Genomic DNA, 14796 nt, shown 5'->3' with positions numbered 1-14796 from the left:
GCGACGACGAGAGATCCGAGAGACGATCTTAACCTTGGTTTGTTCTTCAGGGCCGGGAAGATGAACCTCAGAAGGGAATGTCGTCAAAGTCGTCGATAGGTGGTGGCGTCGGTGCCCGGTTCTGGGCCGAGTCGCGCGTCATGGCGTCCGCTCGGCCCTCGGTCCTCGAATCACTCCGGCGCTCGGCGTCGGCGGATGGCCGCCCGTCGAGCATCTGCAGTTCGTTGCCCTGGATCTCGGTCGTGTACCGATCTTGTCCCGATTGATCGGTCCATTTCCGAGTCGTGAGTTTGCCCTCGATGTAAACCTTTGAGCTCTTCCGGAGATATTGACCGGCAATCTCAGCAAGTCGACGCCAAAGAACGACGCGGTGCCATTCCGTCTTATCAACAGGTTCGCCCGTCTGTCTATCCTTCCATTTTTCGCTGGTCGCCACGCTCAATGTCGTGACCGATTCGCCGCTTGAGGTGGTGCGGATCTCGGGATCCGCCCCGAGGTTGCCGACCAAGATGACCTTGTTGATTCCGCTCATATTCCGTTCTCCGTTAAGGAACCATTCACCATGAGGTTTCACGATTCGGGTTCGCCATGAGGCGTCACCAATCAATCACAACCAGTTGGGCTCCATCTCCCATCGAATACTGTAGAGTGAAAGCTCGATGCTCTATGCGACCGCTGATGGTTTGGCTCTGGATGCGGGGTCTACCCATACTGCTCGGAGGAGATTGTAAGCACTCATCGCTACATCAGCCACCGCGACGAGACTCTTACACCCGGGGCCTATTTAGAACTGCTGGAACGGGATTAGGCGAAACGGAGAGTAGGCCGGGTTCTCACCGTCGTGTAGACAGAAGTTCGTGTTCTCTGTTGCCGCCTGGTTTCCCGGCGGTGCCACAATATCTCTGCCATGCGACGGCTCGTTCCCGGCCCCTCGCAGAACCGGACTTGGAGTGTTACACCATCCGGCTCCCAGCCCGAGTCTTTCACAGTGGAACAGGGGAGCGATCCGGCGCCCTGTCGACTCCGCATTGACGGCACCCGCCGCAGCGCAGGGCTTCGCACGCACCGCCCAAGGACGGGGCACGCCGACTGTGTGAAACGCGCGAGCGTCGTTGCCACGGACAGAGTCCTCACGGTGTAGGGCCGTGTTTCACCCTCGCGTTGTCTCAGGCCGCCACCCCTTTGCTCGACCCGCGTTACCGGGCGTCAACGCTCGTATGGATGGCTCCGACTTCCACGCAACGCCGCCCACGTCCTCGCTTTTAACTTGTTCGCGGGTGCCCGCCTCCAGCGGACCGATGCGTGGATCTCCCTGGTTACCGCATGCTCTCGATGTCAGGCTCGATACGGCCTCGGACCCCGAGGAGTACCCGCATCGCACGCCATACCGCGACACGGATTGTTGCCTGCCGGAGGGACAAACCCGTCGGCACTCCCGACTGTTCTTTACGGGGCTCAACACCTTCAAGGTCGGCTCCACCCGTTACCTTTGCACCTCGCCTGCTTTCGTGCCTACGCATCGACGTGTCCGTTGCCGTCCACGCCGCAAGGCTCGATACTGGGCTCGCGGCGCACGATTACCCAGGCGGGATTCCCACCCGCTAGAACACGCGGCCTTGCCAGGCCGCACTGTCCCCCGGAATTGTGGCGCAGGTTGTAGGCGACCAGCGGCCGTTCCCCGACGTATCGGTCAAAGGCGTCGTAGACCTGACGCGGCGGCTCGCCGTCGCGCTCCAGGATCTCGCGGGTGTAGCCGTTGACGCGGGAGGCCTCGGGCGGAATCGCGGCGTTGTGGTTGAGCAGGCGACGAAAGGACGGGCCTTCCGGCGTCCAGCCGCGCATGCGCTGGGCAGCCAACTCCACCACGTAGACGGGTGCCTTGATGCCGGTGGTTTCGGTGTCGAGGAGAATCCAGCTTTCTAAATTCATGATTTCAAATACTAATAATCTTTAGGCAAGCCGGTGCGTTGTGAAGTCGCAGGCCTGTGTTGCAATCAAGCCTAGTCAGGCCCGGCACCGGGGAGAGGTCCAGCTCAGGGAGGTTGTTGTCCTAGCAAAAAAGCGTGGTCAGCCCGGGAACCGGCGAGAGGTCCAACTCGGTTATGTTGTTGGATACGCAATCGAGCGTTGTCAGCTCTGGCACTGGCGAGAGGTCTAGCAACTCCAGTCCGAGCGAACCGCAGCAAAGGGTCTGCAGGCGCGGCAGAACCGGACGGAGGGCGGTGGACACGTCCGGCCAGCGTCCCTCGAGGCCCAAGTGACGAATCAGCAACCCAGACTCCCAGTTGCCGGGGATGAAGGGGAGACGTCGAAGTCCCAGGCGACGCCGACCATGGCGCCGTCTTCCACGGAAAATTCCACGGAAACGTCGATGAACTTACCGTTAATGACCCAGTTCACCGAACTCCCGGCGAGCCGTTTCAAAACCGCCTCCGGCGCCAGGCCCAAGGCATTGGCCCACTGCAGGATCTGGCGGTAATCGGGCGCGCGCAGCAGATACCGAGTAGGGATTTCTACAAAACCTTGATTGTCAACGACTTGTCGAAGCCATTGTGCTCAGTGACGTCGATCAAACCGAATTCGACACGCATGCCAACTGCATCTGCTTCCTCTTCACAACCGGCAAGCACCAGCGCCATGGCAGCACGACCGTTGCAGGTATAGCCAATGAGAGCGCCTCGGTGCTGCAGGCGCAGCTGAAGCTTCTCCTTGCCATCGGGCATCGGCGCATCAACAAAGCATGCCACGATGGTCATCGGTACGCCGATGTCTTCAGGCGTACAGGTGCTGGCGCTCAGGAAGCGCGTAGGTGCTTCCCCGAGGGGAACCCGGGCCGCGTCGAGATCCTGCGCCCGGGCGCGCGCCAGGATGTCCCCGGTCACCGCCGCCACGACGCGAGGGGTGCGCCGCCCCGGCGCGGCGATGTCCGCAGCGGGCCGGGGGACCAAGGGGTGCTTCGTGTCGTCCGTCATGTGCCGTCTCCGCCTCGTCGCTGAACCCGGACAGCGCGTCGAGGAACGCCGCGGGGGTCGCGCGGCGCAGTATGACAGGAAAGGACACCCTGCGCGCAGGATCGCCGGCACCGTTCGGGAACGGGCCGCACGCCGTGCGGCGGCGCCGCAGCGGTTTCTCAAATCCGACGGGTTCCGGGGACAGGATCTGTGATTCAATGCCGCGACGGGTGTCCGCTGCCCGCTCGACTGCGGACCCCGTCCGGCAATGCACCAGTGTCTGTGGGTCGTGACCGGTCCGTCGGTCGCCGGGCGGCGGGTGACCGGTATCAGGATCGAACGGTCACCCGTGGTCTCTCCGGCATTCACCGGTTGCGGGGCCAAGCGGCACTGGGTTGGCTCGCCCCACTGACCCGTAGAGGAGCCATGAGGACGCCCGATGGCCGAGCCTGTGCGTCTTGATTGGGTATTGGCCGGCCGCTGATCTGCAGCCCTTCTAGCACCGCGTTCCTGCGGGACCGGATCGAAGAGAGCCTGACTCGCGCCAAGCCCGACCCCGGTCTATGGTGATCGTTCGGAGCACAGAGCATCCCCGAGCCGAAAAGGGCGATGCGCCTGAATCCGAGGAGACTCGCGAGCTTCCACGGGGCGGTGTGTCGAGAAGATGCGCCCCCGCCGCACCGAGATCCGCACACCACAGGAGGCCAACCGATGACGAAGACACCGACCACCCTGCCCACCCTGCCCACCCTGTCCATCTTGCTCGCCTTGGTCGTTGCCAGTCCGAGCGGACCGATCCATGCCGACACCACCGCTGCGCCGATCCAAACGACCGGCTCGGATCTCGGCAAAGAGCTGCGGTGGCGCGAGCAGATCGTCGACAGCCTGATGGACGGCGAGGCCGTCGATCTCACGGCCGGCGAGGCGACCTTCCTCGGGCTTTATACCGAGGCCGAAGAGGACGCGGGCCGGGGTGCGATCATCGTGCACGGCATCGGCGTTCACCCCAACTGGCCACAGGTGGTCTATCCGCTGCGCACCGCTCTGCCCCGCGACGGATGGAGCACCCTCGCCATTCAGATGCCGGTCCTGGCGAACGAGGCGACCGGGGCCGATTACGCGCCGCTCATTGCCGAAAGTGCTCCCCGCCTCGCTGCCGCCGTCGCCTATCTGAAGGCACATGGCGCCGAGCGCATCGTCATCGTCGCGCACAGTCTCGGCGCCACCATGGTCAACGACGCTCTCGCCGCCCGTCCCGACGACGTCGATGCTTATGTGGCCATCGGCATGTCCAGCAGCGGACTTCAGGCCGGTCGCGACAACGTCGAATTGGTGCGCAGGATCACCATCCCGATGCTCGACCTGTTCGGCGAGAATGATCTGCCGGCGGTCGTCTCGGGGGCCCGGGAGCGCGCCGAGACCGCCGCTGCGAACCCCGGCTATCATCAGGTGCAGATCCCCGGCGCAGACCATTTCTTCGAGGGATATGAAGAGCCCTTGATCGAGACCGTCGGTCAGTGGCTGGACCAGACTGTGCCGACCCCGTAATGGCCGGGGACCGCCTCATAGGGCGACCGCGCAACGACGGCGACGCGGTCTTGGTGACGAGTCGACGACGCCGACTCCGATCAAGTGGCCTGCCCGCCTGACGCTCGAACCGCAGGCACAGGACAACAGGCGAACGTCGGCGATCGCCATGACCGGATCTACGGAGCGTCGGGGATGCTGATTACGTGGCAACCTCCTCCTCGTCTCCCGCCAACTCGCCCTCCTCGTCCAACACCACCACGGAGTTCGCCGCGGCATCCCCGGCGGCGATCTCCTCCTCCTTGCCTTGGCGCCGCGCGAAATCGCGGGCACGCGCTTCGATTTCGACGATGCGTCGACCGACGGAGAGGAGCTCGTTGCGCCAGGTATAGACCGCATCGGCGCGCTGACGATTGCTGAAGAGGCCGCTCAGCCAGAGGGTGTCGATGCCGACGGTGAGTCGGTCCAGCGCCTGGATCAGGTTGGCGTATTGGGAGAGCTGGGGCGAGGAGATGCGGAAGGTGACCCGGCTCGGGTTGGTGTAGCGCGGCACGGCGGCGATGCCGTTGGCGCTCTTCAACGCCTCCACGCGGGCGATCTCTTCGTCCAAGCGTTGGGCGAAGGCGCCGAGCAGGCCATCGACCAGGCCCTCGACCTCCTCCATCTGCCGGGCATCGCCGATCGCGTGGAGCACCACGTCGATCCCGTAGAGGGCGCGCGCGACACGGATCAGGCTGCGGCCGACGACGCGGTGGGCATGTGCCGATTGCAGGGTGACGGGGACGTGGAATTCGGGGCGGCTGTAACCTCTCGGGGCGGGCATGGGGATGCTCTTTGCGGCTGATCGGAGTCTTCAGCCTAGCCCGGACCCGAACGCGCTCGCACCGGGGAAAAGACCTCCGAAACGCTGCTTTTCGACCCGATCACGGCCTTGCAATCGCCGTGCGCCTGCGCTGGAATACACAAGCGGTAGCTGGCCGCGGCTCCCCTGCGAACCGAAACGTCCGCCCGGACGTAACAGCCGAAACCAAGTCGACCTGATCGCATGCAGTCGCGAAGGCCACACGCCTTCAGGGTGCCGACGACGGCCAACCGTGCCGATCGCGCGTCCGTCTCCATCGAACGCTCCGCAACCCACCGACCTTACCCCGAGGATCGACACCGCGCCGTGTCGCTCCATGCGTCCGCACGCCCTCCTCCGAACCCCATCGATTCCCCTGTCCCCTGCGCTCCGACCGCGGCCGTTGCCCGCACGGCCCGCAGCGGACAGGCGATTGTCGACCGATCCGCTCGGTTCTCCATGTGCGAGACCGACCGACGGGGCCGCTGACCCCGGGCGTTTGCCCGAACACAGCCGAAACCAACCGCCGGCCCTGCCGGCTCACCCGTCCCGGGGAGACTGCCGCTCCCGGGGGAGAGGTGCGTCTCCTCGGGTTCACCCACCCGATGGAGACCACGCCATGGCTACACGCCGCAGCAACCCGACTCAAGCCTTGACCAGCTCGCTCGTCCCCAGCCGCCTCCCGGTCGCCCCGAGCGTCCTCGCCGAGATCGGCCTGGACGCCGGAACCTGGGCGGTGCTCGCCGACTCGATCTTCCCCAACGCCAAGACCCCTGAGGGCGTGATCCTTGCCGTGCGCTATTGCCAGGCGCGCGGTCTGGACGTGATGAAGCGCCCGGTGCACGTCGTCTCCATGTGGTCGACCGCGCTCGGGCGCTATGTCGAAACTGTGTGGCCCGGCATCGCCGAGGTCCAGATCACGGCGGCGCGCACCGGCCTGTGGGCCGGGCTCGACTCGCCGCAGTTCGGACCGGAGCTGACCAAGACCTTCACCGGGACGGTGAAGCGCGACGACAAATGGACCGAGGTCGCCGTCACCGTGACCTTCCCCGAGTGGGCCGAAACGACGGTCTATCGGATGGTCAACGGGGTGCGCTGCCCCTTCTCCGAGATGGTCTTCTGGGAGGAGACCTATGCCCGACAAGGCCGCGCGGAGGTGCCGAACGAGATGTGGCAGAAGCGTCCGAAGGGACAGCTTCTCAAATGCGCCAAAGCCGCGAGCCTGCGGGCGGCCTTTCCCGAGGAAGCCGGCTACACCGCCGAGGAGATGGAAGGCAAGGCCATCGAGGGCCATGCCCCCGTCGACGGGGCCGTGATCGAGGGCGAGATCGTCACCGCGCAACCGACCACGATCCAACCGCGGGTGAGTCCGACAGTCGTCGACACCGCGTCGGTCGACACCGCTCGGCCAAACGGAACCGACGAGACCTCCGTCTCCGCAACCGCCCCGGCGGATCCCGCACAGCGGGATGCCGTCATCGACGCGCAGGTGGCCAAGCAGGTCGCCACGCTCGTGGAGCGGGCCTGCAAGGTCGGCGCTTGGGGTCAGGCCGAGGACTATGCCCGCGCCCGTTTCAACGGGGTGCATCTCGCCTACGCCCTCGCCGAGTTGGAGCAGGCGGCCGCGTTGTCGGTCGTCACGAGGAAAGCCAAGGCCGCCGAGGCGCCCGTCGCCGAAGCCGCCTAGCTCCCATGACCGCCACGGACGGCGGTCATCGGATTCCGATCATCCACCCCTGGGGGCACGCGCTGCCCCTCGGGGACGGTGCCCCGTTCTGTTCAGGAGCACCCCATGCACGTCATCGACATCACCCAACGCACCCCCGAGTGGCACGTCTGGCGTAACGCCGGGGTCTCGGCCTCGGATGCCGCGGCCGTTCTCGGCGTCTCGCCCTACAAGACGCCGTGGCGGCTGTGGGCGGAGAAGATCGGGATGCTGTTGCCCGAAGACTTGAGCGGCAACCCGGTCGTGCGCCGCGGCACCTCGCTCGAAGACACCGCCCGTCGGGGCTTCGAGGAGCGCCACGACACCTTGCTGCTGCCGCTCTGCGGCGAGTCCGACACCCATCCCGTCATCCGCGCGTCCTTCGACGGCCTGGACAACAACGGCATCCCGGTCGAGCTCAAGGTGCCGCACGAGAGCACCTATCTGCAGATCCTGGAGCACGGGGTCGCCTCGGAGGCTTACCGCCTCTATTGGCATCAGGTCCAGTGTCAGATCCATGTCGCCGACGCCGCCGAAGGCTGGCTGGTGTTTCATCGGGCGCCGGGCATCGCGGTCGACTTTCGCATCCCGCGCGACGAGACCTTCATCCGGGACACCCTGGTGCCGCGCTGCCTGGAGTTTCGGACGCGCGTGGAGAAGAAGCAGGAGCCCGAACGCGATCCCGAGCGGGATCTCTACACCCCGTCCGGCACGGAGCTGGCGACCTGGACGCGGCTGTCCGGGGAGTACCGCAGGCTCGCGGCCGAGAAGGCCAAGGTCGATGCCGCGCTCAAGACCCTGAGGTCGGGTCTGGACGGCATCGAGTCGCAACTGGTGGCCCTGCTGGGCGACTTCGCGATGGGCGAGAGCGCCGGGCTGCGGGTCCTGCGCTACGCCGTGGCCGGAGCGATCGACTACAAGGCCGCCCTCGCGGACGTTGCACCCGATGTCGATCCGATGCGCTTGGAGCGCTATCGCCGCGCGTCCTCCGACCGGGTCAGGATCACGACCCTGAAGGACGGCACGGCAAGCGTCCCGTTCAGTGAGGCCGAGGTCGAAGCGCTGCGGCACGCCACCGAGACCGACATGGGCTTTTACTTCTAGCCATGCGGATCCAGGCTCAAGGACGGGCCCCGGATCCGCGGATCCATTCCAAGACACCCCGGCCCCGGCCGGCGGCTGTCCCGTCCCGACCGACAGAGCCGCGGTCGCGATCGGACAGCCGAATGACGTGATGTCCCTGCCGGACATGACGACTCCGCGAGCTGAACGGGCCGACTCTCGGCGACACAGCCAACCCCAACCCTCCGTAACCCAAGCCCCCCGGGGAGACCTGCGCTCCCCCCACGGGAGGCGTGCGTCTCCTCGGGTTCACCCACCCGATGGAGACCACACCATGACCGCCAGCCAACGTTTCGATGTCGCGACCACCTTCAACGTCAAGGCCCGTCCGGGTCTGGAAGTGATCGGTTTCGCCGACGACACCCACCCGCACGTTCCGGTGCGCAAGCCCTATGTCTTCAGACCCGAGCTGCTGCGCGACGTGCTGGCCTTCCTGCACGATGCCGGCGGCGACGGCCTGTTCCTGACCGGACCGACCGGATCGGGCAAGACCAGCCTGATCCTGCAGATTGCCGCCCGGCTCGCCTGGCCGGTGCAGTCGGTGACCTGCCACGGACGCATGGAGCTGGCGGCCCTGGTCGGCCAGTTCGTATTGGTCGATGGCAGCACCCGTTTCGTCCACGGACCCCTGTCCACGGCGGCGCGCGACGGGCACCTCCTGGTGCTCAACGAGAGCGACCTGATGGACCCGGCCGAGTTGGCGGGTCTGAACGACATCCTCGAGGGCCATCCGCTGGTGATCGCGGAGAACGGCGGGGAGGTGATCCGGCCCCATCCGAAGTTCCGGGTCGTCGCGACCGGCAATACCGCCGGCGCCGGCGACCGCTCGGGGCTCTACCAAGGGGTGCTGCGACAGAACCTCGCCTTCATGGACCGCTTCCGGGTGGTGCAGGTCGGCTATCCGGAGCCCGAGACGGAACAGGATCTGATCGCCGCGGCGGTCCCGAAGCTGCCCGCGGAGATCATCGCGAAGATGATCCTCGTGGCCGAGGAGGTGCGGCGCCTGTTCCTGGGTGCCGGTACCGAATCCGGAGAGCTGACCGTGACCATGAGCACCCGAACCCTGGTGCGCTGGGCCACGCTGAGTCTGGCGTTCAAAGGCGCACCGAACGTCTTCGAGTATGCCTTGGAGCAATCCTTGACCGCCCGCGCGGAGCCGGAGCAGCGCGAGGCGATCCACCGGATCGCCGCCGATGTCTTCGGCGACTACTGGGGTGCGAAACCATGAGTCCGCTGTATCGGCTCTATCGCTACGAGCACGGGGACGGGACCGCCAAGGAATGGGCCTACGCCGATCTCGGCAACGGGACGGCGCAGATCCGTTGGGGACCGGCCGGTCGTCTGCGGCAAACCCAATCCAAGCCGTTGCAGGTCGCACTCGAGCGGGCACGCGAGAAGACGCTCAAGGGCTACGTCGCCGTCGGCCGGGCGGACATCGATGCGACCGGGGCTGTCGTGCTCCTGTCTCGGGACGGTCCGGATCAGCGGGTGACTCCCGTCGTACCCGCTGCGCCAACGCCCGACCCCAAACCAACCCGCGACATCGCCGCCCTGTTGGGCGAAGACGACGGGTTTTACTTCTAACCGATCTCGACACACGGCCGACCGCGGCGCACGTCTTCGCCGCCCGGCGATCGCGTGCGTCCCGGTTCGCCCGGGAGCCCACGTATGCACACGATCACCCATATCACCGACCGGATCACTCTGGTCATGTTGAACGTCGCCATCTGGTCCGGACGCAAGAAACTGCGCGCCGAAGACCTGAAGCTCGGCACCGAGGTCCCGCCCGAGGAGCTGGTCTCCCTGGGATCCAAACGGGTCTGCGACCCCGAGCCTTTGAGGATTTTTCACCGCATCAAGAAGGGTGCGGAGCGCACCTGCCTGCAGGTCGGAACCCGCTTTCTCGGCGGGTTTGCCGTGCCGCACGCCCATGCCGAGTCGATCGCCGAGAGCTTGGCCGTGCTGAAGGTGGAGTTCGACACGGAAACCCGCGCCTTCCTGGCCGGTTACGACCGGGCGTTGGAGGAGTGGATCTCCAATCTGCCCGCCTGGGAGGAGCCGATCCGTCGAGCCATCGAGCCGGCGGAGGTCGTCGGTACGCGTCTGCGCTTCGGCTACCAGATCGTGCGGATCGCCCCGGCGGAGCAACCGGGGACGCTCGAGGAGGAGGTCCAGGGGCTCGGCGACGGCATCTTCGCCGAAGTCGAGCAGATGGCCCGCGAGCTCGAAGGCAGCTTCGAGGGCAAGGAGAAGCTGCATCGCCGTGCGCTCGGCACCTTCCGACGCATCCGCGAGAAGCTCGCCTGCCTGTCCTTCGTGGACCGGCGGATCCATCCGGTGGTGGACACCCTCGATGACTGGTTCGCGCGCCTGCCGGACGGCCCGATCGACGGCCCGATCTTCAACGAAGGCATGGGGCTCGCGCTGCTCCTCGCGGACGCCGAGCGCATGGCACGCCACGGGGCGGGCCAGTGGGCGGTTCAGCAGGGCGGCATGCCGAGCGCGAGCGACCCGGAAGACACGGAGGCCGAGGTGGTCCCGCTGCCGACCGAGCGTAAAACGACGGTGGCCGCATCGCCGCTCGCCGTGCAGTCCGCGATGGACTTCGAGGCCGAGATGGACGCCTTGTTCAGCGAGGTGACGATCGAGGTCGACGACATCGACATGCAAGACCACCCGCCGGAGCCCGCGTGCGCCAGGCCCGTCGAGGAGACGGTCGCGGACGTCGAGGGCTTCTTCTTCTGATCCGAGCCTGAACCCGAGCCGGCGCATCCGCGCCGGCTTCCCATCAATCCACCCGACCGGGGTACACCGACCCCGCCGGGGTGGTGTGCCCCTTTCTTGACTCAGGAGCACACCATGACACCCAAGACCTTGACCGACGCACTGCCGATCGTCGCCGCCGCCTACGGGCGCAAGTTCGGTATCCCCGTAAGGGTCGGCGGCACGCAGGCCCTCACCGACGGCGGCGTGATCGTCATTCCCGCAATCGGGTCCGACGCGACGGCGCGGACGCTGGCGTGGGGCTATCTGGCCCACGAAGCGGCCCATGTCCGCTACACCGACTTCGCCCTGCCGAGGGCACACACGCCGCTGGAGCGGTTCATTCAAGGCGTCATCGAAGACATCCGGATCGAGGGCGAGTTGATCGCCGCCTATCCGGGGACCCGCAGGACGCTCGATGCGATCGTGGCCGCCTTGGTGGCCGACGGGTCGCTGGCGGCAGTGGGCGAGACCGAGAGTCCGTCCGACATCCTCGGCAACGGGTTCCTCGCCGTGGCGCGGCACCGTTACCGCAAGCAGGAGGCGCTGGCGAGCCATGCCAAGGAGGCCGACCGCGCCATGCGGGCGGTCTTCCAACCGCGCTTCGTCCATCGGCTGCAGGGACTCATGTCCGAGATCCCGAGGCTGGCGAACACGGCGGCGTCGATCGACCTCGCACGGCGAATCGTCGGGTTGATCGAGGAGGAATCGCAAGAGCCGCCGCCTCCGGCGCCGATCCAGCCCACTTCGCCGTCCGACGGGGATAGCGATGCGGACTCGGATGCGGGCTCCGGGACGAGTGAACGCGACGCCGAACAGGATGATGCCGGAGACGGAGGATCCGAGAACGGCGCATCCGCAGACGATGGAGGAGAGGATCGGGACGAGGAGGACGAAAAGGGCCAAGACGGTCGAAGTGCCGACTCCGGGACCGGCTCGTCCGAACAGAGCCTGAACCAGGGTCGAGAGACCGAGCAGACCAACGACCCCGACAGCACCACGGCAGGCAACGACGCCCGCCGTGCACTGCAGCAGGCGCTGTCCGCCACCGACGCCGACCTTCCGGAGGATCTCTTCGCGTCGGTCGCCCAAGCCCTGAACGGGCAACACCGCGATCCGGCGACGCTGCTTCCCGCAGCGGAGGCGTACGTCGGGGACTTGCGATCGGGACGGATGGCCCTGGACCGCGTCAATGGACACTCCGCGAAGCTTACGGCGCGTCTGCAGGGCTTGATCGAGACCCACACCCTGGAACGCGCCCGAGCGGGTCGTCGCGGACGATCCTTGAGTCCACGTCACCTGCACCGCGCCGGTGTCGGCGACCCGCGGGTGTTCCGGATCCGGGAGCAGGCGATCGCGCCGAATACGGCGATTCACCTGCTGGTGGATCTGTCCTCCTCCATGAGCGCCGGCCGAGATGCGATCGCGTTGGATGCGGCCGCGGCGCTGGCGTTGGCCCTGGAGCCGGTCAAAGGCGTCTCGCGCGCGGTGACGGCGTTCCCGAGCCTACAGGGTCACGCCGAGAAGGTGACCCGGATCCTGGCGCACGGCGAGCGGGTGGCGTCCCGCGTCGGGGCGTTCGTCCAACGCGGTCGCGGCGGTACGCCGATGACCGGAGCGCTGTGGTTCGCCGCGGCGGATCTGCTGGCCCGTCGCGAGACGCGCAAGGTGATCATCACCCTCACCGACGGACAACCCGACGACCTGTGCACCGCCGCCGACCTGATCGAGCGTGCCGGCGCGGCCGGCATCGAGATGATCGGCGTGGGCATCGCCGTGGACGTCGGGCGTCTGTTCCCGATCGCCGTGCGGATCGACGCCGTCGCGGACCTGAAGACCGCGTTGTTCGGGATTGCCGAGCAGCTTCTCCTGACCTGACCCCAGCCATCGGGCCCGCGGGCCGGTCGTCCTTCGCGGACGGCCGGTCCGGGTCCGGGAGGTGTGCTCGCCGTGGGCGCGCTCGCGCGTTCATCGCAAGCGCGGTTCCCCGGATCCTCGCTGTCGAGGATCTCCGAGAAGCGGTCGCTGGCCGCCCGGTCCGCCGGAAACACAGCCGAACCCACTGCTCCACACCACCCCGCGGGGACACCCTTCCCTGCACGGGGGGACGTGTCTCCCCGCTCGACCTCGGAGACACCACCCATGAAGAAACCCCAACTCTCCCTGCCGCTGGAACCCGACCACATGCGCCGGGCCGACCTTCCGCAAAGCGATCGGGAGCTGGTGGCCAACGCCATCCGCTGCCTGGAGCAGAAGTACCTGGTCAAGCAGGACTGCCTGACCAACCCGGAGGCCACGCGCGACTATCTCAAGCTGCGGCTCTACGGCCTGCACTACGAAGTCTTCGCCTGCCTGTATCTGGACAACCGCCATCGCGTCATCCGCTACGAGGAGCTGTTCCGCGGCACGATCGACGGGGCCAGCGTCCATCCCCGAGAGGTTTTGCGCAAGGTGGTGGAGACCGGTGCGGCGGCGGTCATCTTCGCCCACAACCACCCTTCGGGCGTTCCCGAGCCATCCCAAGCCGATCTGCGGCTCACCCAGCGACTGCGCGAAGGTCTGTCGCTGTTCGACGTGCGGGTGATCGATCACATGATCGTCGGCGACGGCGAGGCCGTCTCCATGGCCGAGCGCGGCGTGCTCTGACGGTCGATCGGCCATCGCAAGGAACCCAATCCACTCAACCCCGCGGGGCGGATCTCCCCGTCGGGGAGGTGTGCCCCGCCCGACCTCGGAGACACACCGCATGAACCATTCGAGACAGCAGATGACCATCGACGCACAGACCGTCCGCGAGCACGCCCGCGGACGTTGGATCGGCATCCTCGGTCGGCTCGCGCCGACCTTGGAGCCCGCACTGGCCCGTCCGGGTCGCCACGTGCCCTGCCCGGTCCATGGCGGATCGGACGGGTTCCGGGTCTTCCGCGATGTGGCGGAAACCGGCGGCGGGATCTGCAACAGCTGCGGCCCCCGTCGCGACGGTTTTGCGCTGCTGATGTGGGCCAACGCTTGGGGCTTTCGCGAGACCCTGGAGGCAGTCGCCAGGGATCTGGGCCTCGACACGGGACACCCGCGAACGATCGAGGCGCGACCGAGACCGGTCGTCGTCGCACGCACGGACCTAGACCCGACCATGGCAGAGGCCGCCCTTCGGCGTGTCTGGTCCGAGACCCTGGACCCGGACGACCGACAGGCACTCCCGCTGCGGCGGTATCTGTCCCGTCGCGGCATCGATGCCGAACCCGACTCGCGCGTGCTCCGGTTTCATCCGGGGCTCGCCTACTACGACAAGACGACGCGCATCGGCACCTTCCCGGCGCTTGTGGCCAAGGTGTCGGATGCCGAGGGTCGGTCGGTGTCGCTGCACCGGATCTATCTCGATCGCGCGGGACGCAAGGCCCCGGTGGCGCATCCGAAGAAGATGATGCCGCCGATCGGCACGCTCTGCGGGGGTGCCGTGCGGCTCTACCCGGCCGGTCCGACACTGGGGATCACCGAAGGGATCGAGACCGCACTGGTGATCCGCCAGCGCACCGCGATGCCGGTCTGGGCCGGGATCTCCGCGACCCTGCTGCAGCGGTTCGTGCCGCCGCCGGGGGTCGAGCTGGTCGTGATCTGGGCCGATCTGGATCGCTCGGGGACCGGAGAGCAGGCCGCCCTCGCGCTGCGCGAGCGGCTTGTCGCCCTAGGCATCCGGGTAGCGCTGCATTTACCGAAAGGGCCAATCCCGGAGGGCAGCAAAAGCCTCGACTGGTGCGACCTGTGGCGGCTGGACCTGCGCGCGGTGGCCTGACCAAGCGGTGAGCTCGTCGACCCGCACCCCGACGGGTGCGCGGTCGGCGAGGCCACCCGTCAACCCAAGCAAACCCGCCGGGGCGCAAGCGCCG

The 14796-nt window shown here is 67.0% G+C and carries 14 protein-coding genes; 9 read left to right on the top strand and 5 right to left on the bottom strand.

Annotated features, from left to right (window positions below):
• Positions 1-67 precede the first annotated feature (67 nt).
• The 4 genes from ssb to KFB96_RS03210 form a co-directional block, all read right to left on the bottom strand.
• The gene (gene ssb / locus KFB96_RS03225; protein ID WP_366931524.1) at positions 68-574 is read right to left on the bottom strand and encodes a single-stranded DNA-binding protein; all 507 of its coding nucleotides are present in this window, start codon (positions 572-574) and stop codon (positions 68-70) included.
• 938 nt (positions 575-1512) lie between these two features.
• Complete coding sequence (locus KFB96_RS03220; RefSeq protein WP_213458948.1) at positions 1513-1929, bottom strand: 3'-5' exonuclease; 417 nt, start codon at positions 1927-1929, stop codon at positions 1513-1515.
• A gap of 336 nt (positions 1930-2265) precedes the next feature.
• Positions 2266-2424, bottom strand: coding sequence for a hypothetical protein (locus KFB96_RS03215; protein ID WP_213458946.1), 159 nt, complete (start codon positions 2422-2424; stop codon positions 2266-2268).
• An 89-nt stretch (positions 2425-2513) separates the two neighbouring features.
• Entirely contained in the window at positions 2514-2972 is a 459-nt protein-coding gene (locus KFB96_RS03210; RefSeq protein WP_213458944.1) for a hypothetical protein, read from the bottom strand.
• 690 nt (positions 2973-3662) lie between these two features.
• On the opposite strand from KFB96_RS03210, the gene KFB96_RS03205 reads away from it, so the two are divergent.
• Positions 3663-4499 carry a DUF3530 family protein gene (locus KFB96_RS03205; protein ID WP_213458942.1) on the top strand — a complete coding sequence of 279 codons (837 nt, stop codon included), beginning with the start codon at positions 3663-3665 and terminating at the stop codon, positions 4497-4499.
• A gap of 181 nt (positions 4500-4680) precedes the next feature.
• Here KFB96_RS03205 and KFB96_RS03200 read toward each other — a convergent pair whose 3' ends face one another.
• Entirely contained in the window at positions 4681-5301 is a 621-nt protein-coding gene (locus tag KFB96_RS03200) for a plasmid stabilization protein (protein ID WP_213458940.1), read from the bottom strand.
• 637 nt (positions 5302-5938) lie between these two features.
• Between KFB96_RS03200 and bet the strand changes: the two genes are divergently transcribed.
• The 8 genes from bet to KFB96_RS03160 all read left to right on the top strand — a co-directional run bounded on the left by bet (position 5939) and on the right by KFB96_RS03160 (position 14702).
• Positions 5939-7006: a phage recombination protein Bet gene (bet, locus tag KFB96_RS03195; protein ID WP_213458938.1), complete on the top strand. Its 1068-nt coding sequence runs from the start codon at positions 5939-5941 to the stop codon at positions 7004-7006.
• A 105-nt stretch (positions 7007-7111) separates the two neighbouring features.
• Positions 7112-8128 carry a lambda-exonuclease family protein gene (locus KFB96_RS03190; protein WP_213458936.1) on the top strand — a complete coding sequence of 339 codons (1017 nt, stop codon included), beginning with the start codon at positions 7112-7114 and terminating at the stop codon, positions 8126-8128.
• A gap of 292 nt (positions 8129-8420) precedes the next feature.
• Complete coding sequence (locus KFB96_RS03185) at positions 8421-9374, top strand: AAA family ATPase (protein ID WP_213458934.1); 954 nt, start codon at positions 8421-8423, stop codon at positions 9372-9374.
• A complete protein-coding gene (locus KFB96_RS03180; RefSeq protein WP_213458932.1) occupies positions 9371-9730 on the top strand; it encodes a hypothetical protein in 360 nt (119 codons plus the stop codon). The genes KFB96_RS03185 and KFB96_RS03180 overlap by 4 nt, the downstream gene beginning before the upstream one ends.
• An 84-nt stretch (positions 9731-9814) precedes the next feature.
• Positions 9815-10891 carry a DUF3150 domain-containing protein gene (locus tag KFB96_RS03175; protein ID WP_213458930.1) on the top strand — a complete coding sequence of 359 codons (1077 nt, stop codon included), beginning with the start codon at positions 9815-9817 and terminating at the stop codon, positions 10889-10891.
• Positions 10892-11005: 114 nt separating this feature from the next.
• On the top strand, positions 11006-12787 hold the full coding sequence (locus KFB96_RS03170; RefSeq protein WP_213458928.1) for a VWA domain-containing protein: 1782 nt from the start codon (positions 11006-11008) through the stop codon (positions 12785-12787).
• A 264-nt stretch (positions 12788-13051) separates the two neighbouring features.
• On the top strand, positions 13052-13555 hold the full coding sequence (gene radC / locus KFB96_RS03165; RefSeq protein WP_213458926.1) for a DNA repair protein RadC: 504 nt from the start codon (positions 13052-13054) through the stop codon (positions 13553-13555).
• A gap of 100 nt (positions 13556-13655) precedes the next feature.
• Positions 13656-14702, top strand: coding sequence for a toprim domain-containing protein (locus tag KFB96_RS03160; protein ID WP_213458924.1), 1047 nt, complete (start codon positions 13656-13658; stop codon positions 14700-14702).
• Positions 14703-14796 lie beyond the last annotated feature (94 nt).

It is taken from the genome of Thiocapsa sp., from assembly GCF_018399035.1.
Lineage (GTDB): Bacteria > Pseudomonadota > Gammaproteobacteria > Chromatiales > Chromatiaceae > Thiocapsa.
Note: the sequence above shows the minus strand (reverse complement) of the source record. Positions and strands in the feature narration are given on the sequence as shown.

Excerpts from the sequence above, each read along its gene's own strand:
- KFB96_RS03190 (WP_213458936.1), top strand. The coding sequence starts at position 7,112 with ATGCACGTCATCGACATCACCCAACGCACCCCCGAGTGGCACGTCTGG.
- radC (WP_213458926.1), top strand. The coding sequence starts at position 13,052 with ATGAAGAAACCCCAACTCTCCCTGCCGCTGGAACCCGACCACATGCGC.
- KFB96_RS03170 (WP_213458928.1), top strand. The coding sequence starts at position 11,006 with ATGACACCCAAGACCTTGACCGACGCACTGCCGATCGTCGCCGCCGCC.
- KFB96_RS03180 (WP_213458932.1), top strand. The coding sequence starts at position 9,371 with ATGAGTCCGCTGTATCGGCTCTATCGCTACGAGCACGGGGACGGGACC.
- KFB96_RS03210 (WP_213458944.1), bottom strand. The coding sequence starts at position 2,972 with ATGACGGACGACACGAAGCACCCCTTGGTCCCCCGGCCCGCTGCGGAC.
- KFB96_RS03205 (WP_213458942.1), top strand. The coding sequence starts at position 3,663 with ATGACGAAGACACCGACCACCCTGCCCACCCTGCCCACCCTGTCCATC.
- KFB96_RS03175 (WP_213458930.1), top strand. The coding sequence starts at position 9,815 with ATGCACACGATCACCCATATCACCGACCGGATCACTCTGGTCATGTTG.
- KFB96_RS03185 (WP_213458934.1), top strand. The coding sequence starts at position 8,421 with ATGACCGCCAGCCAACGTTTCGATGTCGCGACCACCTTCAACGTCAAG.
- KFB96_RS03220 (WP_213458948.1), bottom strand. The coding sequence starts at position 1,929 with ATGAATTTAGAAAGCTGGATTCTCCTCGACACCGAAACCACCGGCATC.
- KFB96_RS03200 (WP_213458940.1), bottom strand. The coding sequence starts at position 5,301 with ATGCCCGCCCCGAGAGGTTACAGCCGCCCCGAATTCCACGTCCCCGTC.
- bet (WP_213458938.1), top strand. The coding sequence starts at position 5,939 with ATGGCTACACGCCGCAGCAACCCGACTCAAGCCTTGACCAGCTCGCTC.
- KFB96_RS03160 (WP_213458924.1), top strand. The coding sequence starts at position 13,656 with ATGAACCATTCGAGACAGCAGATGACCATCGACGCACAGACCGTCCGC.